The organism is Nonomuraea bangladeshensis, assembly GCF_039529455.1.
GTDB lineage: Bacteria > Actinomycetota > Actinomycetes > Streptosporangiales > Streptosporangiaceae > Nonomuraea > Nonomuraea bangladeshensis.
Genome location: NZ_BAAAMV010000014.1, coordinates 1 through 26,189, shown reverse-complemented (window position 1 = coordinate 26,189; position 26,189 = coordinate 1). Strand labels below are relative to the sequence as shown.

Below are 26,189 nucleotides of genomic sequence, written 5' to 3'. Positions count from 1 at the left end.
GGAGCCCCGAGCCATGGCCCACGACGAGATCATCGACCACTACTCCGCGCTCGCCCGCGCCGCCGACGCCGGCCGGACCCTCACCGGCACCGCCGGCTACGACGACCTCGAAGGGCTGCCCCAGGCAGCGGTACGAGCCGCCCTGGGCTGCGGCAACCCGGTGGCCGTCGCCGAGCCGCGCGCCGGCGAAACCGTCCTCGACCTCGGCTCCGGCGGCGGCCTGGACGTGCTCCTGTCAGCCCGCCGCGTCGGCCCCGACGGCAAGGCGTACGGGGTGGACGCCAGCGCGGACATGCTGGCGCTCGCCCGGCGCAACGCCCAGCAGGCCGGCGCGCACAACGCCGAGTTCCTGCCCGGCACCATCGAACGGCTGCCGCTGCAGGACCGCTCGGTGGACGTCGTCATCTCCAACTGCGTCATCAACCTCTCCAGCGACAAGGCCGCCGTGCTGGCCGAAGCGTTCCGGGTGCTACGGCCGGGCGGGCGGTTCGGCGTCAGCGACGTGGTGACCACGCACACGACGACCACCGAGCAGCGCACCGGCTGCGCCGCCGGAGCGCTCCCCGTGGGCGAATACCGAGAACTGCTCGCCGCCGCGGGCTTCACCGGCGTACGCATCACACCGACCACCGGCCACGCCGACGGCACGCACTCGGCGATCGTCCAGGCCGCCAAACCGGCCGCCCCGCCCCACGTGGAGCTCCGGCCGATGCGCGCCGCCGACGCCGGACAGGTGCTGGCCGTCTACCAGGCAGGCCTCGACAGCGGCCACGCCAGCTTCGAGACCACCACCCCGAGCTGGGAGGACTTCACCGCGGCCCGGCTGCCCGGCTTGCGCTACGTGGCCTGCGACACCCGCACCGGCCAGGTGCTCGGCTGGGTGGCCGCCTCACCGGTGTCGTCACGCTGCGTGTACGCCGGCGTGGTCGAGCACAGCATCTACGTCCACCCCCGCCACCAGGCCCAGGGCATCGGCCGGGCGCTGCTGACCGCGTTCGTCGCCGCCAGCGAGGACGCCGGCGTCTGGACCGTCCAGTCCGGCGTCTTCCCCGAGAACACCGCCAGCCTGGCCCTGCACCAAGCCCTCGGCTTCCGCGTCGTCGGCACCAGGGAACGCATCGGCTGCCACCACGGCCTCTGGCGCGACGTGCTGCTCATCGAACGCCGCAGCGCGCTCAGTGATCCTCACCGTGAAGCACCTTGACGACCTGAGCACGCGCCTGCCGGAGACCGACTCCCAGGGCGGCAGCCGTCGTCTCGTCGTGCAGGAGGCCGAGCAGGAGGTGCTCGGTTCCGACATACCGGTGCCCGAGCCCGGCTGCCTCACGGCGAGCCCGCTCCAGGACCTGGTCGAGACCGACGTCCGTCCCTCGGGCGGCTGAGGCCGTGAGGTCGCGTCCGAGGCTCCTGAGCGTCATCACGGCCACCCCCTCACCCACGCCGGCCAGGCCCAGCAGAAGGTGCCCGGCGGTGACGCGGTCATGGCCCAGCACCCCCGCCTCCTGCCCGGCCAGGTCCAGCGCCCGCTGAGCACGAGCCGTCAGCAGCCCCGCCAAGGGCCGGTCGAGGACCGTCCGCCTCCTCCACATGGCGTCTCCATCCGTCTCACAGGGCGGAACCGTCCTCAGCGAGGCGCCTCTCCACGCGGCTGCCCCGCGGCAGCGTCACCGCCAGGATGTTGCTGGGAATGTCGAGCTCGATCCGGTGCCAGCGCCCGCGCGGGACGATCGCGGCGGTGCCCGCCGTCAACCTGACCTCCTCCTCCTGCTGCCCCGGCCCCTCCGCACGCAGGTAAAGGCGGATCTTGCCGACCAGACACGAGACGATCTCCTCAGCCTCCGGATGAACCTCCCAATGGCCGACATGCACGTCCCCGCCCACCTTGGCATGGAACGCCGTCAGCCGCCAGCCGTCCTGGTCGGGGTCGGCGGTCCTTCTCCCGGCGCGGATCCGGCCCTCCCGGTCGAGATGGATGGACGAGGCGAACAGATCGATCGGGGCGACGGTCATGGCGAAGCGCCCTCCCTCCGGCGTCGTACGGGCCTTGAGCCCCGGTGACCGGCATTCTCCGCCGGCCGCACCACGCAGGACGTCCCGTGAGGGAAGCGAACTCCCTCTACCCCACCGGGACCAACGACCGGCCCGGATACCACGCCGGAAGTACAGGCGCTTCACCCGCCACGCTCCGGGCAGATGCCGGTCATGAACGCACAAAACACGACAAGCGACGACCTCCCCGCCGCAGTGGGCCGAGTCAACGGAGAAAGCGACATCGTCGCCGAACGCTCCGGAGGCGACGTCCGCACCTCCTCCCCACGCCCCATCCCCGCCGAACCCGTCGAACCCCCGGTCGACCCCGAACGCAAGGCCGAAGAGGAACGCCGCGACGCCGCCGACAACACCGGCGAACAACCGGCCCGCCCAGGAACCGAACCGACCGACTGAGAACCTACGGCGGAGCCCTTTCTGGAGGACGTCGTCGGGTAAGCCCTCGTTCCCGAGGGCCCGGACGGTCGAGCACCGAGAACAAGGGCGAGGCCGGCTCAGAGCTGGGCGTTCAGCCACTCCTGGAAAGCGGGACCGGCGAGCTTGGCATGCGGACCGGGCAGGAAAGCACCGTCGGCGGCCAGCTCGGCGTCGGGCATCGCGGACCCGTCGACCCTGACACCCCGCCGGGCGCCGAGCAGCCGCGCCGCCTCCGCCAGGATCTCCCTGCGGGGCCCGGCGATCTCCGGGACCGGCGTCCCCGGAGAGTGAGCGGCGATCGCCAGGTCGACCAGCTCCTCGGCCACGGCGCGGCAGGCCACGAGCTGACTGGGCAACGCCGGCACGTAGGCGACGTCCCCCTGCCGCCAGTCCAGGAGCTGGCCGACGAACTCGTGGAACTGCGCCGCCCGCAGAAGACGCACCGGAACCGGCCCGGACAGCAGGCATTCCTCATGCACCTTCTTCGCCACGAGGAAACCGACCGTGGCCTTGTCGACGCCGATGATGCACGCCATGACGATCCGGGCGACCCCCGCCCTCCGGCCCGCCTCCTGCAGATTGCCGGCCGACGTACGGAAGAACTCCGTCGCCGCGCCCTGATCGGAGGCGTGCCACGAGGCGACGTCGATCACGACCTCAGCCCCGTCCAGCGCCTCCGCCAGGCCCCGACCGGTGACGACGTCCACACCGGTGGCGCGCGACATCGGCACGACCCGATGCCCCCGCTCCGCCAGGACCTCCACGACGTGACGGCCGAGCCGCCCGGTCGCCCCCGCTGCCGCGAACGTGGTCACGCTCATGCCGGGCTCCTCTCTCACGCGCTGTAGTTCCGGCCGGGAGGCATGCCCGGGATCGGCTTGGCGATCAGGGCCGCGGGGGTGAAGAAACCGAGGTGGGCGATCGCCATCACGAGCGACCACATCGCCCTGTCGTCGTAGTGCGCCGACGCCCTGGCATACAGCTCGTCCGGGACGCGCGCGTACGGCAGCGTGGAGAACAACCAGCAGGAGCAGAGCATGACCGACCACGCCGACGCCGCCACCGAGGCGTTCATCGACGGCGTCATCGCCGTACGCGTGGAGGGCACATCCTCCACCAGCAGATCAGGCGCCTCCATCAAGTCCCGGTCGATCTCCCGCGCGCCCTGCGGCTACTTTGTCGATCATGTTCTTGTTTGGTTCGCCACATTGGTGGACCAAACGGAACGCCTTTACAAAGTAGATCACTAGTTCCGGGGCGGGGACGGCGGGGGAGGAAAAGGGGCGACGATCGACGACCGGAAGGAAACGGATGGCGGCCCACGTCCCACCCCCAGCCGAAGCCCCGCTCAACGTCACCGTGTGGAGCGAGAACTACCACGAGCCGCGCGAGGAGGAGGTACGCCGCCGCTACCCCACCGGCATCCACGGCGCCATCGCCGACGGGCTGCGCGAGGAGCTGGGCCCCCGGGCACGGGTCCGCACCGCCGTACTGGACGAGCCCGAGCACGGGCTCACCGACGAGGTCCTCGCCGCCACCGACGTGCTCACCTGGTGGGGGCACATGGCGCACGAGGAGGTGGACGACAAGGTCGTCGAGCGCGTACGACGCCGCGTGCTCGGCGGCATGGGCCTGCTCGTGCTGCACTCCGGCCACTACTCCAAGATCTTCCGCTCGCTCATGGGCACCACGTGCACGCTCAACTGGCGCGACGCCGGCGAACGCGAGCTGGTCTGGACGGTCTCCCCCGGCCACCCCATCGCCCGCGGCGTCCCCCACCCGCTGGTCATCGAGGCGCAGGAGACCTACGGCGAGCCGTTCGGCATCCCCCAGCCCGACGAGCTGGTCTTCGTCAGCGGCTTCGCCGGCGGCGAGGTGTTCCGCAGCGGCTGCTGCTACCGCCGCGGACTCGGCCGCGTCTTCTACTTCAGCCCCGGCGACCAGAAATACCCCGTCTACCACCACCCCGACGTACGGCGGGTGCTGGCCAACGCGGTCCTGTGGGCCGCCCCGGACGCCGGGACCGGCGAGCCGCTCCAGAACGCCCACACCCCGATCACCTGGCAGGGGGAACGATGACGTCAGCGACGTTCGCGACCGTGGAAGCCGACCGGCCGCTGCGCGCGGTGATCGCCGGAGCCGGGTTCATCGGCGGGCAGTGGGCGCCCGAGCTGCTCGCCCACCCCGGCGTCGAGCTGGTCGGCTGGGTGGACGTGGCCCCCGAACGGGCCCACGCCGCCGCCCACGCCCTGGGCCTGGACGACTTACCCACCGGCGCGTCCCTGACCTCGCTGCTGGACGGCGAGGAGCCCGACTTCGTCGTCAACTGCACCGTCCCGCAGGCCCACCACGAGGTGACGGTGACGGCGCTGCGGCGCGGGGTGTCGGTGCTGAGCGAGAAGCCGATGGCGGTCACCCTGGAGGAGGCCCGCGCCATGGTGCGCGCCGCCGACGAGTCCCGCCGGCTGTTCGCCGTCAGCCAGAACCGCCGCCACCAGCGCGGCCTGGTCGCCTACCGGCGCACCGTGGCCGAGCTGGGGCCGCTCGGGCTGATGACGTCGGAGTTCTTCATCCCGTACCGGGGGGCGGCGTTCCTGTCCACGCTGGAGCACCCGCTGCTGCAGGACATGGCGATCCACCTGTTCGACGCGGCGCGGGCGGTGTCGGGAGCCGATCCGGTGTCGGTGTACTGCGAGTCGTTCCGGCCGGCGTGGACCTGGTACCCGGGCGCGTGCTCGGCCACGGCGATCTTCGAGATGACCGGCGGGCTGCGCTACACCTTCACCGGCAGCTGGTCGGCGCCCGGCCTGCCGACGTCGTGGACCGGCTCCTGGCGGGCGACCGGCCCGCGCGGCACCGCCTTATGGGACGGCGACGGCGACCCGGTGGCCGAACCGGCCAAGGGCGAGGTCGTACGGGCCCGCAAACGGGAGGACGACCCCTACCCGGAGCGGCCCCGGCGCTTCGGCGGGCTGGCCGAAGGGCTGGAGGAGTTCGTGACCGGGCTGCGCACCGGGCGGGCGCCGCAGGGCGAGTGCCACGACAACATCCGCAGCCTCGCCATGGTGACGGCGGCCCTGGAGTCGGCCCGCACCGGGATGCGAACGCCTGTCACGACCTAGCGGGATGTGGTTCGCTGGACGGATGCCGATCTTCCGCGCCGCGCTCGTCGCCGGCCTCCTGGCGCCCGCGGCGGCCGCGCTGCTGTCCCTGGCCGGCCGGCCGGAGCCCGCCGGGCCGCTCATCGGCGTGCTCGCGGGCCTGCTGTTACGGGGGTCGCCCGCCGCGGCGGCCCTGGCCACCCTGTGGGGAGGCGCGTGGGCGGTGCTCACGACCGCGCTGGCCGGGATCGAGACCGCCGACGCGATGGGGAGCTGGCTGGAGTGGCCCGGCTGGCCGGGGTGGGCGTTGGGGGCCGTGCTCGCGTACGCGCTGGCCGCCCGGCAGGGGCCGGCGAGCGCCCGGCACGAGTCGGCGGGAGCTCGACAGGGGACGGGGGAAGCGCCGCCTTCACGGCTCCCGGCGGTGGCGGTCGCCGCCGGGGCGGGCGCGGTGCTGGCGGCGGGGCAGCTCGCCGCCGCCCAGGCGGCCGGGCTGACGCTGTGGGAGGACTACCACCCGTACGACGGGCCCGGCTGGTACCGGGACCTCACCTCCGCCCTGTGGTACCCGGCCGCGTCGGTCGTGCTGGCGACGGTGCTGGCCGGGCGGCTGCGGGGCGGGCGCGAGCCGTCGGCCGCCGTGCCGGTCGCCGCCTGGCTGGGCGCGGCGCTGGCCGGCGGCCCGATGCAGTACGCGCAGGCCCTCGGCGTGACCGTCGAACCCCCGGGCGTGGCGCTGCTGGCCTCGCTGGCGGGCGGCGGCATCGGGGCCGCCGCCGGAGTCCTCGCGCTGCGGCACCCGGGGGTCGCGGCGGGGCTGGTGTGCTTCGTCGCGTTCCGCACCCTGCAAGCCCTCGACCGCGCACCGGGAGAGTTGCCGGAGCCCGTCGAGGTGATCGCGGACCCGCTGCTCCTGGTGACGCCGTTCGTGATCGTGGCGGTGCTCGCGGCCCGCACGGCACGACGGGCCGCGAGGTGGGGGCCCGGCCTCGTCGCGGGGCTGGCCGGCCCCCTCCTCGTCTGGTCCGTCTACGCGGCGGTCGGGGCCCGGGCCTACGACCACAGCACGCAGAGCGGCCCGTACGCGCAGGCACTGCTGACCGCGTTCCTCGCCCCGGCCGTAGCGCTGGCCGCCGCGCAGATCGCCGTGCTCACAGGCCGTAGCGGCTCTTCAGATGACGCCACCAGTCACGGAACATCCACGCGTCGAAGTCCGTGATCGACGTCGCGCTGCCCGCCTTCATGAGGAAGCAGCACACGCCGGTCGGCGTCCAGTCGTAGAAGTCGTCCAGCCCGAACGAGTGGCCTATCTCGTGCAGCAGGATGTGCATGTTGGCGGCGTTCAGGTTGGACATGTAGTACTCGCTGCCGACCCGCTGCCCCCAGTCACCGCCCGCGCCTCCGGAGAAGCCGGCGGTCAGCCACAGCGACATGTCGTAGTGGTGCGACGCGCCGCCCGGGCAGTTCGGGTAATTGCCGCTCTGGTTGAAGAAACGGCCGCACGGCTCGGAGCACTGGGGCGCGTTCTCGCGGATGTTGTTGACGTAGATGTCCACGCTCGTGTCGCTCCACTGGAGCTGGGCGCGGTCGCGTACGGCCCAGCCGACGACCTTGAGCGGCACGTCCGCGTACGGCCAGCCGTTGTGCCCGGCCATCACGTCCATCCACTTCTTGAACTGGCGGGCCAGCGCCGCGTGGATCTGGTCACGCTGGGCGGCGGTCACCGTGGCGCTGGAGTCCCAGCGGACGCAGTAGTTGACGGAGCCGCGGTTGGCCATGATCTGGTCCCAGCCGTAGTTGCGGAACCCGTACGGGTTGGAGTAGGTCGACTCGACGTGCCGCCACACCTCGTCCAGCGGGGTGACGAGGGAGGAGGGCGGGTTCCAGCCGCTGGTGCCGCCGCCGGTGTCCGGCGTGAACGCCCGCACCTCCAGCAGCCCGACCGATCCCTGGCCGCTTTGCAGCACGACCCGCAGCCGCGTGGTGCTGACCTGGGAGAAGGACGCGGTGTTGTAGGTGTCGGCGGCCACCGGGTACGAGGCGGAGATGTCGGCGTAGGCGCTGCCGGTCCAGTACTGGAGCTTCCACGAGGCCGGGACGCGCACGCCGCCGCCGTCGTCGAAGAAGTAGACGTCGGCCGAGCGCAGGTTCTGCGCCGACGCCCAGGTGAGTTCGGCCCACTGCGTGCCGGTCTGGGGCCAGGTGCCCCAGCGGCGGTTGACGGTGTCGTTCGAGCGCGGCGGGTCGATGCCGTCGTTGATCGCCGCCACGCTCTCCCACGCCGAGGTGTAGGAGGCCGACGGGGTGGCCGAGCGCGCGACGTTGGTGTCCGCCACGGCCTCCCGCAGCGGGAAAAGTAACGTCACGAGCAGTAGAAGGGGCAGGATTGCCAGGCGTCTCATAGGATCGGGTCCCCTTTGGTAGCGCTAACATGCCCTGATACGTGACTCCGTCGTCCCGTGCGAGCTTTGATCGCACGTCACCGGCATGACGTCAACCGGCGTACGGACCCGGCGCCGGACGACCTGCCGCTTCCCCCTGAAACTTTCACCTCGTTCAGAGGTGGCCGGGCGGTCCCGCGCTCACCCGGAGGTCAGGACGGCGGCGATCCCCGCGGGCAGGCCGAGCAGGCGCAGCGCGCCGGGGACCGCGGGTCCCATCACGCCCGCGGCTTCAGCGGCCTGGCGGTAGCGCGTCGCGGCAGTGGACCGGTCGCCACGCGCGGCGGCCACCCGGCCGAGGCCGACGAGGATGCGTACCTGGGTGCCGAGGCTCCTGACCCAGTGCGGGTCATTGCGTTCCAGCGCGCGGGCGTAGAGCCGCTCCGCCTCGGCCAGGTCGCCGGCCAGCAGGGCGAGGTCACCGAAACCGCGCAGGGCCGCGGCCAGACCGGACGAACTGCCCGCCCGGCGAGCCAGCGCGGCGGCCGAGGCATAGCCGGCCCGCGCCGCCGAGAAGTCCCCCGCGCCATCCCCGGAGATCAGGTAGTCGGCGCGGTTGACCAGGAAGTCGGCCTGGTCCTCCAGCGCGCCGAGCTGACCGCTCAGCGTCAGGGCCCGATCGGTCAGGGCGATCGCCTCCGCCTGGTCACCGCGCCCGCTCGCCAGCCCCGCGAGGACGTCCAGCGCCAGCGCCAGACCCCAGCGGTCGCCGGTCTCACGGAACCCCTCGGCGGCCGCGCGGAAGGCGTCCTCCCCCGCCGCGGCGCCGCCCGTCCCCAGCGCGTCGAAACCGCCGACATAATGCGACAACGCCCGCGCCCACGGGTCCGGACAGTCCCGCTGCGCCGAGACCAGCGTGAAGGCGTCCCCCGGATCCCGCTCGCCCGCGTTGCGCATCATCCACAACAGCAGCGCGGCCGGATGACGGCCCGCACGGTCACCCGGCCACGCGGCGGCCAGCGCCTCACCCGCCGCCGCCGCGTGCCGCAGCCAGAGCTCCCGCCCGGCCGGGACGGCAGCCGCGTGCAGGACGCAGATCGCGTACTCCTCACCGAGTCCATCGTCCTGCGACAGCTCGCCGGACAGCAACGCGATCGCGTACGGCGCCACCGAGGCGGACACGCCCCGGATCCACAGGTACGCCGAGGCGGCCGCCAGCAGCCGCAGCCCGAGCCCCCGCTCCCCCGCCCCGGCCGCCCACCGCAACGCCGCCAGCAGGTTGCCGTGCTCGGCGCCCAGCACCGGCAGCCAGTCGAGCTGCTCGGCGCGGAGCAGATGCGCGTCGGCCGCCCGCGCCAGCTCCAGCAACTGCCGGGCATGGGCGCGCCGGGCCTCCTCGCCCTCGCCCGCCTCCTCCAGCCGTTCGGCCCCGTACGCGCGAATCGTCTCCAGCATGCGCACCCGTCCGTCGCCCGCGACCTCCAGCAGCGACTTGTCGGCCAGCGACTCCAGCACGTCACCCCCGGCCCCGCACACCTCGCGAGCGGCCCGCCCGCTCGCGCCGCCCGCGAAGACGGTGAACCGGCGCGCCGCCCGCTGCTCCTCGGGCGACAGCAGCTCCCAGCTCCACGCGACGACCGACCGCAGCGTACGGTGCCGCTCGTCGGCCGTGCGGACGCCCCGCGCCGTGACACCGAGCACGTCGTCCAGCCGCGCGGCCAGCTCCCGCACGCCGAGGGTGCGCAGCCGCGCCGCCGCCAGCTCGATCGCCAGCGGCAGATCGTCGAGGGCCGCGCAGATCCGTCGGACGAGACCAGGATCGGCGGCGAGCCCACGCCCGGCGGCGGCCGCCCGGTCGGCGAACAGGCGGACCGCCGCCGCGCCGTCGAGCGGCCGCACCGGCCAGACGTGCTCGCCGATGACCGCGAGCGGTTCCCGGCTGGTCGCCAGCACCCGTAACCGCGGACAGGCCGCCAGCAGCCGCCCCGCCAGCGCCGCGGCCTCGTCGATCAGATGCTCGCAGTTGTCCAGGACGAGCAGCAGCTCCCGGTCCGACAACGCCGCGACCAGCCGCTCCAGCGGCGCCCGCGCCCCGCCCGCGAGCTGGAGCCCGTCGTGACGCAGGCCGAGCGCGGCCAGCAGCGCCTGCGGCAGCCCGCCGCCGTCGCTCAACGCCGCCAGCTCGGCGAAACACACCTCACCGTCCGCGCCCGCGGCGACCTCGACCGCCAGCCGGGTCTTGCCGACGCCGCCAGGCCCGGTCAGCGTGACCAGCCGCGCCGTCCGCAGCAGAGCGGCGACCCCGGCCACCTCGCGTTCCCTGCCCACGAACGAGGTGAGCTGCGCGGGCGGCGCGGCGGGCGACGGCGCGGGACCGGCGGCCAGCAGCTCGCGGTGCAGCGCGGCCAGCTCCGGCGACGGGTCGGCGCCCAGCTCGTCGGCCAGCCGCCGCCGGGTCTCCTCGAACACCAGCAGCGCCTCCGCCTGCCCGCCCCCGGCCGACAGGGCCCGCATGAGCAGCGCGGCCGTCCGTTCCCTGAGCGGATGGCGGCGGGCCAGCTCCCGCAGCTCCGGCACCGCCGCGCGGTGCTCGCCCAGCCGCAGCTCGCCCTCGATGCGGTCCTCCAGCGCGGCCAGCCGCAGCTCCTCCAGCCTGGCGGCGGCGGCGTGGGCGCTCTCGCCGTCGGGCAGCCCGGCCAGCGCCGGCCCGCGCCACAGCCCCAGCGCCTCGCGCAGCAGCCGCACCGCGGCCCCGGCGTCGCCGTCGCGCAGCGCCGCCCGGCCCTCGGCGGCGAGCCGTTCGAAGCGGACGGCGTCGACCGCGTCCGCCGGCACCACGATCCGGTAGCCGGCGCCGGTCCGTTCGATGGCCGCCTCCGGGCCGAGGGCCGCGCGCAACCGCGACACCTGGGACTGCAGCGCGTGCGTCGACGGCTCCGCCCCCTGGCCGAGCTCCCCCGCCAGCCGCTCGGCCGGCACCACCGCACCGGGACGCAGCAGCAGCAGTGCCAGCAGGGCGCGGCGGGCAGGCCCGCCCAGCGGCGCCTCGGTGCCGTCGTCGTGCCAGGCCCGCGTCTCGCCGAGGATTCCGAACCGCATGCCGGTGATTATCCACCGGCCCCGCGAGCCGAGCCCGAGAGCCGGGCCTGCGAGCTGGGCCTGGTGAGCCGCGCCCGTGAACAGGGCCCGTGAGCTGTGCCCGTGAGCTGAGCCCGGTCAGGCGACGCCGAGCGGGCCGAGCCACGTGCCGCCCGAGACGTCGATCGTCTGGCCGGTCACCCAGCGGCTGTCCGGCCCGGCCAGGAAGGCGACGACGTCGGCGACGTCCTCGGGCTCGCCGAGCCGGCCGAGCGCGGTGATCGCCTCCAGCCCGGCGACGAGCTCGGGCGTGAGGGCGTGCCCGGCCGTCATGTCCGTACGCACGACGCCGGGCGCGACCGTGTTCACCGTGATGCCGCGCCGGCCCAGCTCGTTGGCGAGCGTCGGGGCCAGCGACTCCAGCGCGGCCTTGCTCACGGTGTAGGCGATCTGCATGGTGACGGCGAAGCGGCTGGCCGTGGAGCCCATGTTGACGATCCTGCCGCCGTCGTTCAGCAACGGCAGCGCCCGCTGGATCACGAAGAACGGCGCGACCACGTTGATCGCCAGCACCCGCTCCAGCTCGTCCGGCGAGACCTGCGCGATGGGGGCGATGGACGCGATGCCCGCGTTGTTGACCAGCACGTCCAGCCCGCGGTCGGCGAGCCCGGCGGCCAGGCCGTCGAACAGCCGGTCCAGCGCGTCGTCGGCGCCGAACCTGGCCTGGACGGCGAAGGCCCGGCCGCCGCCCTCCTCGATGCGCGCCACCGTCTCCTTGGCCGCCTCGGCGTTGCCGCCGTAGTGGACGGCGACCAGCGCACCCTCGGCGGCGAGCCGCAGCGCGACCGCCCGCCCGATCCCCCGCGACGCCCCCGTCACCAGCGCCGTCTTCCCCGTCAGCATGCCCATCGTCCTGTTCCTCCGTGCACGGCCGGTCCCCTGGTGGCCCCGGTGATGGGTTTGACGATGGCGAAGCCCTCTCACCGGACGCTCACCACGACCTCACCAGCGGAGCGCCTTTACAATGTAGATTAATAAGCGGTCAGGCGAAAATCTCCTGGGACGGGGTCAGGCTCGCCGACATGTTGCGTTCCATCATGCGCAGCGCCGCCTCGCCGAGGTCCTCGTGGATGGCGGCCACGCAGTCCGGCGGCACCGTCAGATCCACGTGCCGCACGTACGCGTCCAGCGCGCTGTAGAGCACGCACTGCTCCGTCACCTGCCCCGTCAGCACGACGGTCCCGACCTCCAGGTGGGTGAGCAGGTACTCCAGGGAGGTGCCGAAGAACGCGCTGTGGCGCACCTTGGGCAGGAAGGCGCACTCCGCCGGCGGCAGGATCGGCTCCACCAGGTCCGGCCGCTCCCCCTCCATCGCCCGCTTCTCCAGCTCGTGCCGGTCCGCGGAGAAGTCGCCGTAGTTGTCGTTGACGTAGATCAGCTCAACGTCGTCGCGCTCACGGGCGCGGGCCACGAGCCCCGCCAGCGGCTCCACGATCGGCGCGACGTGCCGGGTGAGCTTGTCGGCGTCCTTGTGGTCGTAGGGATTCAGCATGTCGATGACGACCAGCGCGGATTTAGTCATGACCCTCACCTTCTCCGGACGGCCGCGGCTAATCCATGAGACACCCCGCCAGGCGGGCCGGCGGCCAGTGGTCTTGGCGGCCCCGACGGCGGCGTGGCCCGTGAGGCGATCGCGCCGCGCGCTCCCTCAGGGATTCGGCGGACTCACCACGCCGCTGACGCCGGAGACCGCGATGGTGCCTAGCCCAGGGTCAGCGCGGTGAGCGCGAGAGTCGAGGGCGATGTGGCGATTGTCGCTCATCACCCAGAGCCGGCCAGGTGGGACCTGAACGCTGAACTTCACATACGACGCGGGCAGGCCGGCGACGTACGGCTCGTACAGCGCCCTGCCGTTCACCTTGAGCCGCCCCTGGGAATCGCAGCAGACCACGGTGCTTCCCGGCACGCCGATGACCCTCGACACGTGCAGGGCGTCCGGGGTGATGCCGCGCCAGTCGTCCGGTATGAAGGCGATGACGTCACCCAGGCGGGGAACGTAGTCATCGGCGGTCCGCCGCACCGTGAGGCGCGCCCCCATCTCGATGGTCGGCTTCATCGACTCGCTCGGCATGGTCATGCGGAACTCGCCGGCAACCGTGCGCAGAAGGCCACAGCCTGCGGTGGCGATCAGGACCGGAAAGACAACCGCCACGGCGGCCGTACGTAAAGGAATCATCAGGGCATTATCCGGGACGACGTGCCTGGCGGCTCCACGCCAAGGCCATGGCCTGGTCCGTCGCCACTGGCGCGCACCTCCCGGGAGCTCGGGTCGTACGGGGCGGGTGTTGTCACGTCGCGCTGGCGGTGCCACAGTGCCAGTGATGCCCAGTTGGCATCACTGGGGGCGAAATGTCCTTTTTGTGGCAGAATGCGGGACTGCGTTGCGTCTCCCGCCACCTGGAGGAACCTCATGCGCAGACCCCTAGGGGTGCTCGCCGCTGTCACCACCGCCGTCACCCTCGCCGCCTGCGGCCCGTCCGACGACGCGGGGAACGCCGCGGCCGGCGCGGCGTCGCAGATCACCGCGCCGGCGGACACCGCGACGCCGGCCCCGTCCGCAAAGCCGGACAAGAAACCACAGAAGGAGTCGGACGACTGCCAGGTCGGCGTGGCCCGCCCGGAGGTCGCCGCGCTCACCATCGTGGCCGGCGCGACCCGACGCGACTGCGTCCGTCCTGCGCTGCTGCGCATCCGCGTCAAGCGCGCCGTCCCCGGCGCCGACCCGGTCGTCAAGAGCGGCGCCACCAGGGACGGGAAGATCACCCTGCGGCTGCCGTGCAAGCCCGGCACGTACTACACGGTCGCCACCGACTACCGGGGCGGGACCGCCACGTCCAAGGCCGTCCGGCTGACCTGTGCCACGCCCACCCCGACCCCCACTCCCACCCCCACGGCCCCGCGGACGCAGGCGTCCGGCGAGCCGACGGCCAAGGCGTCCGCCACGTCCGTCGGCACGGCGGTGGAGAACGAGGTCGTCCGCCTCACCAACGCCGAACGGGCCAAGGGCGGCTGCGGCCCGCTCACCCACGACGCCAAGCTGCGGCGGGCCGCGTTGGGGCACTCGGCCGACATGGCGAAGAACGACTACTTCGAGCACGACTCGCAGGACGGCCGCGACATGGTCGACCGCATCCGCGCCACCGGCTTCACCGGCTCGGCCTGGGCCGAGAACATCGCCATGGGGCAGCGTACGGCGGCCGAGGTCGTCAAGGGCTGGATGAACAGCGACGGCCACCGGGAGAACATCATGAACTGCGCCTACACCCACATCGGCGTCGGCGCGGCCAAGAACGGGCAGGGCCCGCTCTACTGGACGCAGGACTTCGCCAGACGTTGATTCGGCCCGCCGCCGGGCAGTGTCGCTGACCACCACATGCCGGGGCGCGCGTGACCTACCGTGATGGTATGTGCACGCACGGCTCCGCAGGACGTACAGCGAAGGACCGGCCATGACCCAGACCACTCCCCCCGGCCCGGCGAGGACCGGCGACGGCCCGCACAGCCTGAAGCGCGTGATGGGCCCCGGGCTGCTGCTGCTGTTCATCATCGGCGACATCCTCGGCACGGGCGTCTACGCGCTGATGGGCCAGGTCGCCGGCGAGGTGGGCGGCGCCGCCTGGCTGCCGTTCGTCGTCGCCTTCGCGGTCGCGCTGATCACCGCCTGCTCCTACCTGGAGCTCGTCACGAAGTATCCGGAGGCCGCGGGCGCCGCGCTCTACGTGGACAAGGCGTTCGGCAGGCACGCCCTGACCTTCCTGGTGGCCTTCGCCGTCATGTGCTCGGGCATCACCTCCGCCTCGGCCGCGGCGCGGGCCTTCGCCGCGAACCTGGTCGAGGGGTTCGGCCTGGACGGGGGCAACCTCCTCGTGCTGCTCATCGCGGCCGGCTTCATGCTCCTGGTCATGGCGGTCAACCTGCGCGGCGTCGGCGAGAGCGTCAAGGCCAACGTGGTGCTCACCCTGATCGAGCTGTCCGGGCTGCTGCTGGTCATCGTGCTCAGCATGTTCTTCATCCTCGGCGGGCAGGCGGACTTCTCCCGCGTGGTCGCCTTCGAGACCGCCGCCGACAAGAACGTGTTCCTGGCGATCAGCACGGCGACGTCGCTGGCCTTCTTCGCCATGGTGGGCTTCGAGGACTCGGTCAACATGGCCGAGGAGACCAAGGACCCGGTGCGGACGTTCCCGCGGATGATGTTCGCCGGGCTCGGCATCACCGGGCTGATCTACGTCCTGGTGTCGATCTGCGCCGTCGCCGTGGTGCCGGTCGGGCAGCTCGCCGGCAGCGAGACGCCGCTGGTGACCGTGGTGCGGACGGCGACGCCGGACTTCCCGATCGCCGGCCTGATGCCGTTCATCTCCATGTTCGCGGTCGCGAACTCCGCGCTGATCAACATGATGATGGCCAGCCGGCTCCTCTACGGCATGGGCAGGCGGGGCGTGCTGCCGCCGGTCCTGGCCTCGGTGCACCCGGTCAGGCGCACGCCGCAGGCGGCGATCCTGTTCACCACCGTGCTGGCCGTCGGGCTCATCGTCTTCGTCTCCCTGGATCCGCAGAGCCCGGTCGTGGCACTGCTGGGCGGGACGACGTCGCTGCTGCTGCTCGCCGTGTTCGCCGCCGTCAACGTGGCCGTGCTGGTGCTGCGGCGGGACCGGGTCGAGGTCGCGCACTTCACCGCGGGCCGGGTCCTGCCCGTGCTGGGCACGGTCACCTGCCTCTACCTGGTGCTGCCGTGGTCGTCCGGGCGGCCGGCCGGCCAGTACGAGATCGCGGGCGTGCTGCTGGTGCTCGGGGTGGCCCTCTGGCTGGTGACCCGGCTGTTCACCAGCCCCAGGACCTGACGCGCGGTCCCCGTGTCAGGGGCCGAGGATCAGCCGGCGCACCGCCTCCTCCCCCTCCCCCGGCACGGCCGCGGCCCGGTCGAGTGAGTCGTCCACGGCGGCGGCGAACGCCCCCGGACCGCCGAGCGCCGCGACCGTCGCGGCGGGCAGGAACTTGACCAGCAGCGCCGCCGTGCCTGGCGGCAGGCTTCAGGGGCGTGGTTGACGCCGGATCTCGTTCCAGGTGCACAGGCGGTTGGCCGTGGCAAGTGATCCTGGCGCTGGAGGCCGGGCCAGGGCATGGCAGGCCCGGCCGGTCAGATCGCGGTCTGCTGGTCACCCCTTCAAAGGGATCGACATGCAGGGATGGCTACCGCTCAGCCACTCGCGGTCGATCTCTTTGCCGGTGATCCTACCGACGAGTGCCAGCGCTGAGGTGATGCTGGTCGCCAGGGCGGGATGGTAACCGTTGAGCGACCACTCGTAGAGGGTGGCGAATTCCGGCGGGAGCGGTTCCTGGCCTTCCAGGTCTCCCTCCACCCCCCCGCCTTCCTGGAGGGCGATGAACCATTCCTCGAAGGCGGTCCAGGCCGGCGGCAACTCCGGGTCCGTACGCCAGCCTGAGTCGTCCAGGTCGAAGAGCAGGCCCTGGGCGGCAGTGTCCAGCGCGTCAGGGACTCGGCCGGACCGCCGATCGGGGATGGTGACGCTGAACCTGGTGATCTCCTCGCCGTCCACCGCATACCGGAGGTCCCGTACGCCGCCCGGACCCCAGGCCACCCCTACGGCGCGCCCGCCATCGCCGGACAGCTCCGCCATGGCCGTGCTGCAAGCGGCGCCCTGAGGCTCGATGATCTGGAGCCAGTCGTCGTTCAGGCGATCGGCCCAGATGATGGTCGCGCCATCACCATAGGAGTCGAGCAGGATCTGCGAGAGAGCCGCGCGGTCGCACAGCCGCGCATCACCGGCCTTCACCCCCAGACGACGCCCTAGACCGGATAGGTCCAGCCCGGTCACCCACACGCCGCTGAAGTGCTCCGTCCACCCGTACTCGTAGAGCAGGTGCCATAACCGTTCCGACCGTCGCACGATCCACATTCCTTGGGATTAGGGGCCGCCGGGCCGGGCGAACCGGCCTGGCCCGGCGGCCGGTTGTCAGGGTTTGATCACGAGCCAGTACGAGTGGCCCACCCGGACGCGGTACCGCGAGAAGAAGATGAGCAGGTCAGTGCCCGCCTCCTGATTCTGCTTGGCGTTGAGCGCTTCCACCGAGAAGTTGCCCCAGCCGTGCTGCGGGTGCACATAGCCGCCCCCCTTGTCGGTTGACGCGAAGGGAAACTCATCACAGTCCTGGTGTTTGGTCTCATCCTCCTCGGTGCTCGGCCGCGGACGATCGGAGAAGTACTGCGTACAGACCGCGTCTTTGGCGTCCAGATTGGCCTTGTACTTCTCCGTGGGCTTGCCCTGGTTGTTGAACTTCTGGATCCGCTGCAGCGACTCGCCCAGGGGTGTTTCGCGTAGCGTGCCCTGCGGTGTCAGCCCCCAGTTTCCGGGAATGATCTTGCCGTCCTTCGGCGGCTTCGTGTCGTCCGGGGTGGTGAATGCCCGGTTGATGTGCTGGGAGACCGCACCGAAAGTCGGATCGTTCAGAGCCATTTCGTAGATGCGGCTCGATCCGTTGATGATGCAGCCGCCCTTGTTCTCCCAGGTGGTGATGTCGTCGCAGGTGGCGGCGGGGGAGTTGGCCCGCTTGGCCATCGATGCGGAGGTGGCGTCACTCACCGATCCCGGCGGGCCCCACAGTGCGACGGACTGCGATCCCGAGACGAACGGGGTGGGATCGTTGAAGGTGATCCACGGGCGGACCGTGCAACTGCTGACCGGGTTCGCGTGCGAGCGCAGGAGGAACTCGTCTCTGCCGTCCTCCACCCAGTCGTCGACGCTGTCGACCCGCTTGAGCGTGCCCTGGTAGCCGGATCCGGGGACCAGGGTGCACGCGTTGCTGCCGCCCTGGACGTCCACGGTCAAGGTGAGCACCCGTTCCAGGTCGTCCTCATCGAACTTGCCTTCACAGCCGCCGAAGAGGCACTCGAACCAGCCGGCGACGCCTTCGCCGGCTCCGCCGTCCATGTTGCTGATCTTGGTGAAGACCTTGATGTTCTGTGCCGTCACCGATCCGCCGCCGACGATACCGCCGTACCTCTGGCCGAGGTAGGTGTGCATCACCATCGTGGCGTCGAAGTGCAACTGGCCATCGACCTCAGGCGTCGCCACCTTGGTCTGCTTGACGGTTCCGTTCTGCTTGGTGCTCTTCACCTTGGTCTCGAACATCATGAAGTACTCGTGGCGACTCCAGCACGCGCTGTAAGGCGTGGCGTGGTCCCAGGCGCGCACCTTCGTGCCCTTGCCGGTGCGGGCATCGCGGTCCGCCTCGCAGTCTTCCAGCGATTTGTGGTGATAGTTAAACGTCGCCGCCTGGGTGGCGCTCTTCGGGGAGGCCGTCGGCTCGCTGGACGGCCGGGCCACCGGAGTGCTCCCTGACATTGCCCCGATCTGCTCGGCCGACAGCGGGCGTGGGTAGACGCGTACGTCGTCGAGGTCTCCCTGCATCGTGCTGCCCAGGGTCATCGGGGCGTTCGCGTTCCACGCAGTCAGGGTGACGGGAGCTGTGGTGACGAGACTGCCGTTGAGGTACAGCGAGGCGGTCTCGGCCGTGGCGTCGTACACGCCGGCCAGGTGGAACCACTCACCGACCGGTGGCTCGACACCGGACAGCACGCCCTCGACCGTCGCGCCGACGGCATCGGCGCTGGTGAAGGTGAACACCAGCCCGTGCTGCGGAGTGTTGCCGAGCCTGAAGGGAGCCTGGTGGGCGCCCTTCTGTTCGAGGATGGTGTAGTCGCCGTCCTTGTCGCTCCAGCGCAGCCAGGCGGCGGTGGTGAAGCTCTGGTCGGTGCGGATCACTGGTCCGGCGGTCTGGGCCAGGGGTTCCTCGCCGGGCTGGGTGACGTCCACGGTGACCTGCTGCCAGTCGGACCAGACCGAGGACGCGTCGTCGGTGACGGCGCGCAAGCGCCAGCGCAGCTTCCACCCGTCGGTGAGCGTGCCTGCGGGGACGGTGATGCTCGCCTGGGTGCCGGAGGCGATGTTGTCCACGGCGCCGGCCCAGATCCGGCCGGTGCCCTGTCCGGTCGCGGCCGGGTCGTGCTCGATCTCGGCTTCGGCGCGCAGTGCCTGGCCTGTCGGATGGGTGAGGGTGGCCTGGAGGGTGGGGGTGAGCCTGGTGGTCACCGTCACCCCGTCCACCACCTTGGACGGGGTGACGGCCAGGCCGGTGGCGGTGGGCCTGGGCAGCGTGACGGTGAAGGACTGCCAGTCCGACCAGGTCGAAGCGGCGGTGGCCGAGACGGAGCGGGCCCGCCAGCGGACCTTCCAGCCGTCAGTGAGCGTGTCCGCCGGGACCGTGATGTTCGCCTGGGTGCCGGCCGGCACGTTGTCGGCGCTGCCGGTCCAGATCTGGCCGCTGCCTTGATCGGGTACGGCCGGGTCGTGCTCGATCTCGACCTCCGCGCGCAGCGGCTTGCCGGCCGGGTCGCTCACCTGGATCAGCAGTGCCGGGGTGCGGGTGGGGGTGACGGTGACACCGTCCACCTGCTCGGACGGGCTGACCTGCAGCGCGCCGACGGCCGGTTCGGAGACCGCGTCCGGCACGTCGATGGTCAGGTTCTGCCAGTCAGACCACAGCGAGCCGACCGTGGTGGCCGTGTTGATCGCCCGGACGCGCCAGCGCACCTTCCACCCGTCGGTCAGTTTCCCGTCGGGGACGGTGGCCGTGGCTTGGGTGCCGGAGGTGACGTTGTCGGTGGCGCCAGTCCAGATCTGGCCGGTGCCCTGACCGGAGGCGGCCGGGTCGTGCTCGACCTCGAACTCGGCGCGCAGCGGTTGCGCGGCCGGGTCGGTGACCGTGGCGCGCAGGGCGGGGGTCAGGCTGGTGGCCGTGGTGACGCCGTTCACCACCTGGGACGGGGTGACTTGGAAGGCGCCGGTCGTGGGGTTGGGCACGTCGACGGTGGCCGTCTGCCAGTCCGACCACGCCGAGGCAGACGAGGTGGCGGCGTTGGCCGCGCGGGCGCGCCAGCGGATCTTCCAGCCGTCGGCCAGTTTCCCGGCCGGGACGCTGACGGTGGCCTGTCCGCCGGAGCTGACCGCCGGGGAGGTGCCGGCCCAGATCTGGCCGCTGCCCTGCGCGGTGGCTGCCGGGTCGTGCTCGATCTCGAACTGGCCGGTGAGGTTGCCGCCGGCGGTGTCGGCGACGGTGGCAGCCAGTTGCGGGGTGAGCGAGGTGGCGGTCACCGTCCCGCCCGCGCTGGTGGCCGGGCTGATCTGCAGCCCGGCGACGGTGGGCGTGGAGCCGAGTGTGTAGGTGACGGTCAACGTGGGCTTGTTGGTGGCGTTGAACGAGTCGAAGGCCCGGTCGTACGGCGGCCGGCCGCCGTCCAGGGTCTCGTCCACGCCGCGCAGCATGAGCCCGTGGTTGGCGCTGCCGGACGCCCACGCCTGGGCCATCGCGGCGAGGTTCCAGCTCATCGTGCCCGGCGCGCCGCAGGTGGCGGTGTCATTGGCGACCGCTTCCCCGGCGGTGGCGGTGCCGGGCTGGTTCTCCCAGGTCAGCTCGACGTCGGTCCAGGCGGCGGTGACCCGCTGGGCCTTGATGCCGGATCGGGCGTCGCCACAGCCGATGGCATCGGTGCGGCGCATGCTCAGCGTCGCCGCCGACACGTTGGTGTTGGCCAGCGCGGCGGTGTCGAACTTCAGGAAGGCGCGCTCCACCCACGGCGCCGGTTCGCCTTCGTCGTAGGTGCCCACCCACAGCGTCGTGTTGCGGTAGGTGCTGTAGCCGGGAGTTCCGTAGTTGGAGATCCACACATCGGTCATTCCCGGCAGGGTGACCGCCGCGGCCACGCTCACCGGGTAGGCGGTGCCGGCGTCGGCCAGGAACGCCTGATCCGGCTCGATCACCAGCTCCGTACGGCCGTCCTTGGTGACCAGGTCGCTGGCGGCTGCGCCGCGTCTGGCCGGCCGGCCCTTGGCGCTGTCCCATGCGGCTGCCGGCGCCGCCGCGGCGACCAGCTTCTTGTCCTTGCCCTTCAGCAGCAACCGGCCGTTCTTGCCCTCCGACAGGGTCAGGCCCTCGTCCTCGACGCCGATCCGCAGCTTCAGCGGTTTCGACGGCCGCTGGCGCAGCACCACCTCGTGCCGGAACCCGTCCGGCAACGCCGTCACCACGAGATCGGCACCCGCGCCGGCGGCGTCGGTGTAAGTGGCCACACTGCCCTTGACCGTGGGCTTGGGCAGCGGCGTCGGCCAGCGCAGCGCGTACGACTTGCCGTCTGCCGTCATCTTCACGAACGCGTCCGTGCCGCCCGCGGAGATCTCCACGACCGCGCCCTCGGCGAGGGTCTTGGTCCGCAGCTTGCCACCCTGCTCGACCAGGGTGGTGTCGATCGGCACCCAGCCGCCGCCCTGCCGAGCGCGTACCGGGCCGGCCGTGACCTCGGTTTTGTACGTCTTACCATCCGGCTGGGCGTAGGTGAGGCTGGTCGCCGTCGTTTCAGCGTGAACCTCGACCGCCTTCCCCAGCCTGACAGCCTCCTTGCTCGCGACGATCCGGGTCGGCGTCAACGCGGTGTTCGACACGCCGTGGCCCGTCTTCCCGTCGATCCACCTCCCGGTGCCGCTCAACGTCGCGTCATGCCCATGCCCTGACGCATCGGCGGAGGTGGTCCCGGAGCCCTCGTCGAAGGGCCAGTGCGCGGCCACCCCACCGGCGGTGGTGAAAACCCAGGGCTGGGGCTCGACCTTGTTGTAGGCGTCGTCGGTCGCCTCGCTGACCTCCGCCTTGTACGTCACGCCCGGCGCGAGAGGGCTGCTGGGCGTGAATGTAATGGTTTCGCTAGCCCCGTCCATGGCGGTCGTGCCCGCCACGTCCGTACCTGCGGGGTCCTTGAGCGTGATCCGCGCCCCGGTCACGGGCTCGTCGAATGTCGCCGACACGGTGGTGCCGGTATCAACCTCGACGCTCTTGTTCGGCGGGCTGACCGCAGTCACCTTCGGCGCGAACTCGTCCATCTCCTGTTCGGCCTCATCCGGATCCCAGCTCTCACCCGGGAGGGGCTGGCGGTTGCTGCGGTCGACAGGGAACGGGTCACCGCCCTGTGCGTCCTGCTGGAGAAGCTGCTCCTCGGTGAGGCCAGAGAGCGGGGTGACGTCCTCATCGCTCTCCTGCGCCAGGCTCACGGCCTCCGCGTACGAGATCGGCTCTGTCCGCCTCGGCCCGCTCTCCGCGAAATGGATGGCCACGCGGTCGTTCGGGGTGTAGTCGATGAAAAGAATGGGAGCGTGGTTGGGCTCGCGGTCCCAGCTGCCCCCTTCCTTGGAGCGGTAGCGGCGCCAGTTGGTGGCGTCCGACTCGCTGGTGGCCCGCAGCTGGAAGCCGTACTCGGGGTCCAGCTTCGCGGCCCACGCGCGGACCGTGTCCTCGACCGAATACAGCAACTCGCCCTCGCCCCAGCTGCAGTCGCTGCTGTAGGCGGCGTTGTTGATGACCTGGAACTCCGACGTCGTCGACGGCTGGTTGGACCAGGTCAAGGTGTAGATGTCCCACGGGCTGGTGATCCGCCGTGCGACGATTCCCGAGCCGACGGCCGAGCCGCAGGTGTTGGACAAGTAATTCCACAACATCAGGTCGGCGTTGTGGATCGCCACGTCCTCCAGCTCCGACACGGCCACCTTGAACTTGAGATAGGTGCGCCAGGTCTTGGTGCCGCTGTTGGACTTGCCGACAAGGGTCCTGTCCAGATCACTGTTGTACCAGCCGTCCTGGAGGTCGACGCTGTTGATGAACGTGTCGTCCGTCAGCGAAGCCCCCACCCACCCCGGCGAGGCGGCGGTCAGAGTGATCGGGTATCGAACGGCAGGATCGGAGAGAAAGGCACTATCAGGAGTGAGGATCAGGGCCGAGCCGTCCTCATCCAGGGTGACGCTCGCCTTGCCTGTTCGGGCCTCGTCGAGGGAACCGGCCGGGTCGGCCGCCTCGGCATCCAGCATCGGCACCGGACGCAGGTCGGCGATCTTCTTTCCGTCCTTGCCGAACAGCGCCGGCTGCCCCGATTCCGTCGTCGCGTACGACATGCCGGTGGGCAGATCCACCGGGATGCGGAAGGCCACCGGCTCCTTGGGCCGCTCATGAATGACGATTTCCTGGCGGAAGCCGGTCCCGGTGGCCGTGACACGCAGGTCCACGCCCTTGCCGTAGGCCGACTCGTACGTGGCGGTGTCGTCGGTCAGCTTCGGCTTCGGCAGCTGGCGGGGAGTTCCGATTTCCGCGGTGCCGGCCTCGCTCCGGATGCGCAGCAGCTTTTTGTCACCCCCGGCAGAAAGCACGAGGTGACCCGGAGCCGCCTCGGGGGCTATGGCGCCGCTTTTCTGCCGCAGAGTGGTGTCGATCGGAGTAAATCCGGTGCCGTCCTCCTTCTTCATGCGGAAGGGCTGGGAACGCAGCTCCATACGGAGCGTTTCGCCATCCGGATTGGCGTACACGGTCGCGTTCTCCGACCGCTTTGACGGGATCTCGACGCGCTTTCCGGTCTCGCGAGCCTTCCGCTTGGCGGTTTCGACCGCCATGTCCGGGGTGGGCTCACCAGCTCCAAGTCTGGTCGTGGGTTTCGATTCGGCGGCAGCGGCGGCCGGCTCTTGCCGCGCCCAGGCAGGCACGCTCGTCATGGCGGCGAACATGGTGGTGGCGAGTCCTACCGCGACAGCTTTGCCGAAACAACGCGCAAGGCGCTTCGGGGCAAAGGGGCGTGACGACGCAGCCGCCTGCTCATCTAACGCAGGTAACAACAACTAATACTCCTCATTCATGGCAGCACGAAGGGCCCGCGCATTTGGCGGGTCTCGAAGTGGCTGATGATCATCACATAGATATCAGCGGGAACGCCGGATGGGAAGAGATCGGCGCGGGTAATTGATCAAGGGCAGGCCGGGCGAATCGACGGCCGTCTTTCCGCCCAGCCGGCCAGGCAGGATCCGATGGTGGGGTTCTCGCCCTTGATGGCGCCATCGTGCAGGTGATGTCCGGCACGCCCGATTACTTACCGCCTGCGATCACTGATACTCAGCCTCTTGAAATCGATGATCTTGGTCCGTAAGCTGGATGACCCTCGGAGCGTTCTGGACGACGATTCCCTCACGAGCGAACAGTTCGGTGACTCTCCTGCAGAACGGAGTGTGTGCGCCTCTCAAACTCCGGCCATGCTCCTCTTTCCCGCCGCCTCTGACCAGGTTGACTACTTGCACGGCGGGGGGTGGTGGGCTGATCAGCTGAATGGGCGGCTCGCCGGACAGCCACAGGAGTTCCGGGCCATCAAGAGATCGCACCTGGCCAAACAGCGCCGGAGACACCGGCCATTCGCCGCCTGAACTTACGGATTCGGCCGACCAGCAGAACCGTGGCCGGCTCGACCCCGGCCGCGGCCCGTGCGGGGCAGTTCGATCCAGGCCGTGCCCGGTTTGCGGAGGGCCGGGGTGTGGACGTTGAGCGCCTTGGCGAGCGCGGGCACGAGCCGGAAGCGGGCGGTGTGGCACTGGACTGCCACCTTGCTCTTCCCCGTCCGGCAGGGCGAACCGGCCGGGGCGGCGCAGGAGGTCATCGAGCAGTCGTGAGCCTCAACCGCGGAGGTAGTCGTCGTCGCTCCCTGCCAGAGCGATTCAACCGGCTACTCGTTTGATCGACCTATGAAACAGCGCTTGCCCTGGACGCGCTCGGCCGGAGCCGCCGTTTCAAGCGGAGGGCCGACCGGGGACGCTACTCGTTTTTTGCGAGTGAACTATAAAGAACGTAGTAGTGTGCTGGGCATGGAACTCGGTATCGCCTTACCCACCTCCGGGCCCCTGGCCGGCCCCGCCGCCATCGCCCGCGTCGCCCGTGAGGCCGAGCAACTCGGCTACGACTCGGTGTGGACCTACGAACGACTGCTGCGGCCGACCGCGCCGGTCGCCATCGGCGGCGGCGACCCGCAGCCGGTGCCCGAGATCTACCGGCTGGCCTACGAGCCGCTGGAGACGCTGAGCTACGTGGCCGCGATCACCGACCGCGTCAAGCTCGGCACCAGCATCATCGACGCCCTGCTGCACCCGGCCGTCGTCCTCGCCAAGCGCCTGGCCACCCTCGACCAGCTCAGCGGCGGGCGGGCGGTGGCCGGGCTCGGCCAGGGCTGGATGCCGCAGGAGTTCGCGGCCGCCGGGGTGCCGATGAGCCGGATCGGGCGCGGCATGGACGAGGTCGTCGCCGCCATGCGGGCCTGCTGGGGGCCGGACCCGGTCGCGTACGAGGGCGACTTCACCCACATCGCCGAATCCGAGATCAACCCGAAGCCGGTGCAGCCGCGGCTGCCGGTCCTGCTCGGCGCCATGACGCCGGGCGGCATCCGGCGGGCCGCGCGCATCGCCGACGGCCTCAACCCGGTGGTGATCACCCGCGACACGCTGGTCGACATGGCCAAGGCGTTCCGGGCGGCCGTCGAGGAGCAGGGCCGCGACCCGGGCTCGGTGACCGTGGTGGCGCGGGCCAACGTGCCGCTCACGGCCGAGCCGCTGGGCGACGATCGGCCGTTCCTGGGCGGCTCGCCGCGCCAGGTCGCCGACGACCTCGTGGGGCTGGAGGGCACCGGCGTGGACCACGTGCTGTTCGCCACCGCGGGCAGTGGGACGGAGGCCGGGCTCGACGAGACCCTCTCCCTCTACTCCGACCTCATCCGCCTGGCCCGTCCGTAGACGGAGGACCGCCGGCGGCGAACGGGGGCCGCCGCCGGCGGGTCGCCCACCTGATCGCCGCCCGGGGCCGCGAAAGCAGGTTCACGTCGTGAGCACGACCTTGTTGCAGTCGTCCTGCTTGTTCTTGAACAGCTCGAAGCCGTGCGGCGCCTCGCTGAGCGGCATGCGGTGCGAGATGACGAAGCTCGGGTCGATCTCGCCGGAGCGGATCCGGTCCAGCAGCGGCCGCATGTAGCGCTGCACATGGCACTGCCCGGTGCGGATCGTCAGCGAACGGTTCATGACGGTGCCCATCGGGAACTTGTCGACGAACCCGCCGTAGACCCCGATCACCGACACCACGCCGCCGTTGCGGCAGGCCATGATGGCCTCGCGCAGCACGTACGGCCGCTCGGTCTCCAGCCGGGCGGCCTGCTTGGTGCGGTCGTAGGCGTACATCGCCGGGGTCGGAT

20 protein-coding genes and 1 pseudogene are annotated in these 26,189 nt (G+C 71.3%); 8 read left to right on the top strand and 13 right to left on the bottom strand.

Going from position 1 to position 26,189, the window contains the following annotated elements; all coding sequences use genetic code 11:
• Window positions 1–13 precede the first annotated feature (13 nt).
• Window positions 14–1,204, top strand: a complete 1,191-nt coding sequence (locus ABD292_RS40365) for a GNAT family N-acetyltransferase (RefSeq protein ID WP_344217100.1) — start codon at window positions 14–16, stop codon at window positions 1,202–1,204.
• On the opposite strand, the gene ABD292_RS40360 is transcribed toward ABD292_RS40365, so the two are convergent.
• A complete protein-coding gene (locus ABD292_RS40360) occupies window positions 1,176–1,589 on the bottom strand; it encodes a Clp protease N-terminal domain-containing protein (RefSeq protein ID WP_344217098.1) in 414 nt (137 codons plus the stop codon). The two genes, ABD292_RS40365 and ABD292_RS40360, sit on opposite strands and share 29 nt — an antisense overlap.
• A gap of 16 nt (window positions 1,590–1,605) precedes the next feature.
• On the bottom strand, window positions 1,606–2,010 hold the full coding sequence (locus tag ABD292_RS40355) for a cupin (protein WP_344217096.1): 405 nt from the start codon (window positions 2,008–2,010) through the stop codon (window positions 1,606–1,608).
• Between the two features lie 183 nt (window positions 2,011–2,193).
• Between ABD292_RS40355 and ABD292_RS40350 the strand changes: the two genes are divergently transcribed.
• Window positions 2,194–2,445 carry a hypothetical protein gene (locus ABD292_RS40350; RefSeq protein WP_344217094.1) on the top strand — a complete coding sequence of 84 codons (252 nt, stop codon included), beginning with the start codon at window positions 2,194–2,196 and terminating at the stop codon, window positions 2,443–2,445.
• A gap of 98 nt (window positions 2,446–2,543) precedes the next feature.
• On the opposite strand, the gene ABD292_RS40345 is transcribed toward ABD292_RS40350, so the two are convergent.
• Window positions 2,544–3,287, bottom strand: coding sequence for an SDR family oxidoreductase (locus ABD292_RS40345; RefSeq protein ID WP_344217092.1), 744 nt, complete (start codon window positions 3,285–3,287; stop codon window positions 2,544–2,546).
• A 14-nt stretch (window positions 3,288–3,301) separates the two neighbouring features.
• Window positions 3,302–3,604 (bottom strand): hypothetical protein, encoded by a 303-nt coding sequence (locus ABD292_RS40340; protein WP_344217090.1) that lies wholly within the window; start codon window positions 3,602–3,604, stop codon window positions 3,302–3,304.
• A gap of 173 nt (window positions 3,605–3,777) precedes the next feature.
• On the opposite strand from ABD292_RS40340, the gene ABD292_RS40335 reads away from it, so the two are divergent.
• From ABD292_RS40335 to ABD292_RS40325, 3 genes are read left to right on the top strand one after another with little or no spacing between them, the layout of a single operon-like run.
• Window positions 3,778–4,545: a ThuA domain-containing protein gene (locus ABD292_RS40335; RefSeq protein WP_344217088.1), complete on the top strand. Its 768-nt coding sequence runs from the start codon at window positions 3,778–3,780 to the stop codon at window positions 4,543–4,545.
• Window positions 4,542–5,588, top strand: a complete 1,047-nt coding sequence (locus ABD292_RS40330; protein WP_344217086.1) for a Gfo/Idh/MocA family protein — start codon at window positions 4,542–4,544, stop codon at window positions 5,586–5,588. The genes ABD292_RS40335 and ABD292_RS40330 overlap by 4 nt, the downstream gene beginning before the upstream one ends.
• Before the next feature lie 22 nt (window positions 5,589–5,610).
• Window positions 5,611–6,786, top strand: a complete 1,176-nt coding sequence (locus tag ABD292_RS40325; protein ID WP_344217084.1) for a hypothetical protein — start codon at window positions 5,611–5,613, stop codon at window positions 6,784–6,786.
• Here the strand turns inward: ABD292_RS40325 and ABD292_RS40320 are convergent.
• From ABD292_RS40320 to lepB, 5 genes are all read right to left on the bottom strand, one after another.
• Complete coding sequence (locus ABD292_RS40320) at window positions 6,719–7,969, bottom strand: hypothetical protein (protein WP_344217082.1); 1,251 nt, start codon at window positions 7,967–7,969, stop codon at window positions 6,719–6,721. The genes ABD292_RS40325 and ABD292_RS40320 overlap by 68 nt on opposite strands.
• A 180-nt stretch (window positions 7,970–8,149) precedes the next feature.
• Complete coding sequence (locus tag ABD292_RS40315; RefSeq protein WP_344217080.1) at window positions 8,150–11,047, bottom strand: ATP-binding protein; 2,898 nt, start codon at window positions 11,045–11,047, stop codon at window positions 8,150–8,152.
• Between the two features lie 117 nt (window positions 11,048–11,164).
• Complete coding sequence (locus ABD292_RS40310) at window positions 11,165–11,935, bottom strand: SDR family oxidoreductase (protein WP_344217078.1); 771 nt, start codon at window positions 11,933–11,935, stop codon at window positions 11,165–11,167.
• Window positions 11,936–12,068: 133 nt separating this feature from the next.
• Window positions 12,069–12,608 (bottom strand): cysteine hydrolase family protein, encoded by a 540-nt coding sequence (locus ABD292_RS40305; protein ID WP_344217076.1) that lies wholly within the window; start codon window positions 12,606–12,608, stop codon window positions 12,069–12,071.
• A gap of 126 nt (window positions 12,609–12,734) precedes the next feature.
• Window positions 12,735–13,262, bottom strand: coding sequence for a signal peptidase I (gene lepB / locus ABD292_RS40300; RefSeq protein ID WP_344217074.1), 528 nt, complete (start codon window positions 13,260–13,262; stop codon window positions 12,735–12,737).
• A gap of 234 nt (window positions 13,263–13,496) precedes the next feature.
• On the opposite strand from lepB, the gene ABD292_RS40295 reads away from it, so the two are divergent.
• Together ABD292_RS40295 and ABD292_RS40290 are read left to right on the top strand one after the other, a co-directional pair.
• Complete coding sequence (locus ABD292_RS40295) at window positions 13,497–14,423, top strand: CAP domain-containing protein (RefSeq protein WP_344217071.1); 927 nt, start codon at window positions 13,497–13,499, stop codon at window positions 14,421–14,423.
• Between the two features lie 112 nt (window positions 14,424–14,535).
• Window positions 14,536–15,924, top strand: a complete 1,389-nt coding sequence (locus ABD292_RS40290) for an APC family permease (protein WP_344217069.1) — start codon at window positions 14,536–14,538, stop codon at window positions 15,922–15,924.
• 315 nt (window positions 15,925–16,239) lie between these two features.
• Here ABD292_RS40290 and ABD292_RS40285 read toward each other — a convergent pair whose 3' ends face one another.
• The 3 genes from ABD292_RS40285 to ABD292_RS49095 all read right to left on the bottom strand — a co-directional run bounded on the left by ABD292_RS40285 (window position 16,240) and on the right by ABD292_RS49095 (window position 24,614).
• On the bottom strand, window positions 16,240–16,992 hold the full coding sequence (locus ABD292_RS40285) for a DUF6461 domain-containing protein (protein WP_344217067.1): 753 nt from the start codon (window positions 16,990–16,992) through the stop codon (window positions 16,240–16,242).
• 66 nt (window positions 16,993–17,058) lie between these two features.
• Window positions 17,059–23,469, bottom strand: a complete 6,411-nt coding sequence (locus tag ABD292_RS40280) for a DNRLRE domain-containing protein (RefSeq protein ID WP_344217065.1) — start codon at window positions 23,467–23,469, stop codon at window positions 17,059–17,061.
• Window positions 23,470–24,386: 917 nt separating this feature from the next.
• Window positions 24,387–24,614, bottom strand: a complete 228-nt coding sequence (locus ABD292_RS49095; RefSeq protein ID WP_425565242.1) for a zinc finger domain-containing protein — start codon at window positions 24,612–24,614, stop codon at window positions 24,387–24,389.
• A gap of 205 nt (window positions 24,615–24,819) precedes the next feature.
• Between ABD292_RS49095 and ABD292_RS40270 the strand changes: the two genes are divergently transcribed.
• Complete coding sequence (locus ABD292_RS40270) at window positions 24,820–25,737, top strand: TIGR03619 family F420-dependent LLM class oxidoreductase (protein WP_344217061.1); 918 nt, start codon at window positions 24,820–24,822, stop codon at window positions 25,735–25,737.
• A gap of 81 nt (window positions 25,738–25,818) precedes the next feature.
• On the opposite strand, the pseudogene ABD292_RS40265 reads toward ABD292_RS40270, so the two are convergent.
• Window positions 25,819–26,189, bottom strand: a pseudogene (locus ABD292_RS40265) (glutathione-dependent formaldehyde dehydrogenase); the annotation flags it as partial.

Coding starts and splice junctions, on each gene's coding strand:
- ABD292_RS40345 (WP_344217092.1), bottom strand. CDS start 3,287: ATGAGCGTGACCACGTTCGCGGCAGCGGGGGCGACCGGGCGGCTCGGC.
- ABD292_RS40330 (WP_344217086.1), top strand. CDS start 4,542: ATGACGTCAGCGACGTTCGCGACCGTGGAAGCCGACCGGCCGCTGCGC.
- ABD292_RS40365 (WP_344217100.1), top strand. CDS start 14: ATGGCCCACGACGAGATCATCGACCACTACTCCGCGCTCGCCCGCGCC.
- ABD292_RS40290 (WP_344217069.1), top strand. CDS start 14,536: ATGACCCAGACCACTCCCCCCGGCCCGGCGAGGACCGGCGACGGCCCG.
- lepB (WP_344217074.1), bottom strand. CDS start 13,262: ATGATTCCTTTACGTACGGCCGCCGTGGCGGTTGTCTTTCCGGTCCTG.
- ABD292_RS40355 (WP_344217096.1), bottom strand. CDS start 2,010: ATGACCGTCGCCCCGATCGATCTGTTCGCCTCGTCCATCCATCTCGAC.
- ABD292_RS40320 (WP_344217082.1), bottom strand. CDS start 7,969: ATGAGACGCCTGGCAATCCTGCCCCTTCTACTGCTCGTGACGTTACTT.
- ABD292_RS40360 (WP_344217098.1), bottom strand. CDS start 1,589: ATGTGGAGGAGGCGGACGGTCCTCGACCGGCCCTTGGCGGGGCTGCTG.
- ABD292_RS40325 (WP_344217084.1), top strand. CDS start 5,611: ATGCCGATCTTCCGCGCCGCGCTCGTCGCCGGCCTCCTGGCGCCCGCG.
- ABD292_RS49095 (WP_425565242.1), bottom strand. CDS start 24,614: ATGACCTCCTGCGCCGCCCCGGCCGGTTCGCCCTGCCGGACGGGGAAG.
- ABD292_RS40310 (WP_344217078.1), bottom strand. CDS start 11,935: ATGGGCATGCTGACGGGGAAGACGGCGCTGGTGACGGGGGCGTCGCGG.
- ABD292_RS40335 (WP_344217088.1), top strand. CDS start 3,778: ATGGCGGCCCACGTCCCACCCCCAGCCGAAGCCCCGCTCAACGTCACC.
- ABD292_RS40315 (WP_344217080.1), bottom strand. CDS start 11,047: ATGCGGTTCGGAATCCTCGGCGAGACGCGGGCCTGGCACGACGACGGC.
- ABD292_RS40350 (WP_344217094.1), top strand. CDS start 2,194: ATGCCGGTCATGAACGCACAAAACACGACAAGCGACGACCTCCCCGCC.
- ABD292_RS40270 (WP_344217061.1), top strand. CDS start 24,820: ATGGAACTCGGTATCGCCTTACCCACCTCCGGGCCCCTGGCCGGCCCC.
- ABD292_RS40295 (WP_344217071.1), top strand. CDS start 13,497: ATGCGCAGACCCCTAGGGGTGCTCGCCGCTGTCACCACCGCCGTCACC.
- ABD292_RS40305 (WP_344217076.1), bottom strand. CDS start 12,608: ATGACTAAATCCGCGCTGGTCGTCATCGACATGCTGAATCCCTACGAC.
- ABD292_RS40340 (WP_344217090.1), bottom strand. CDS start 3,604: ATGGAGGCGCCTGATCTGCTGGTGGAGGATGTGCCCTCCACGCGTACG.
- ABD292_RS40280 (WP_344217065.1), bottom strand. CDS start 23,469: ATGGAGCTGCGTTCCCAGCCCTTCCGCATGAAGAAGGAGGACGGCACC.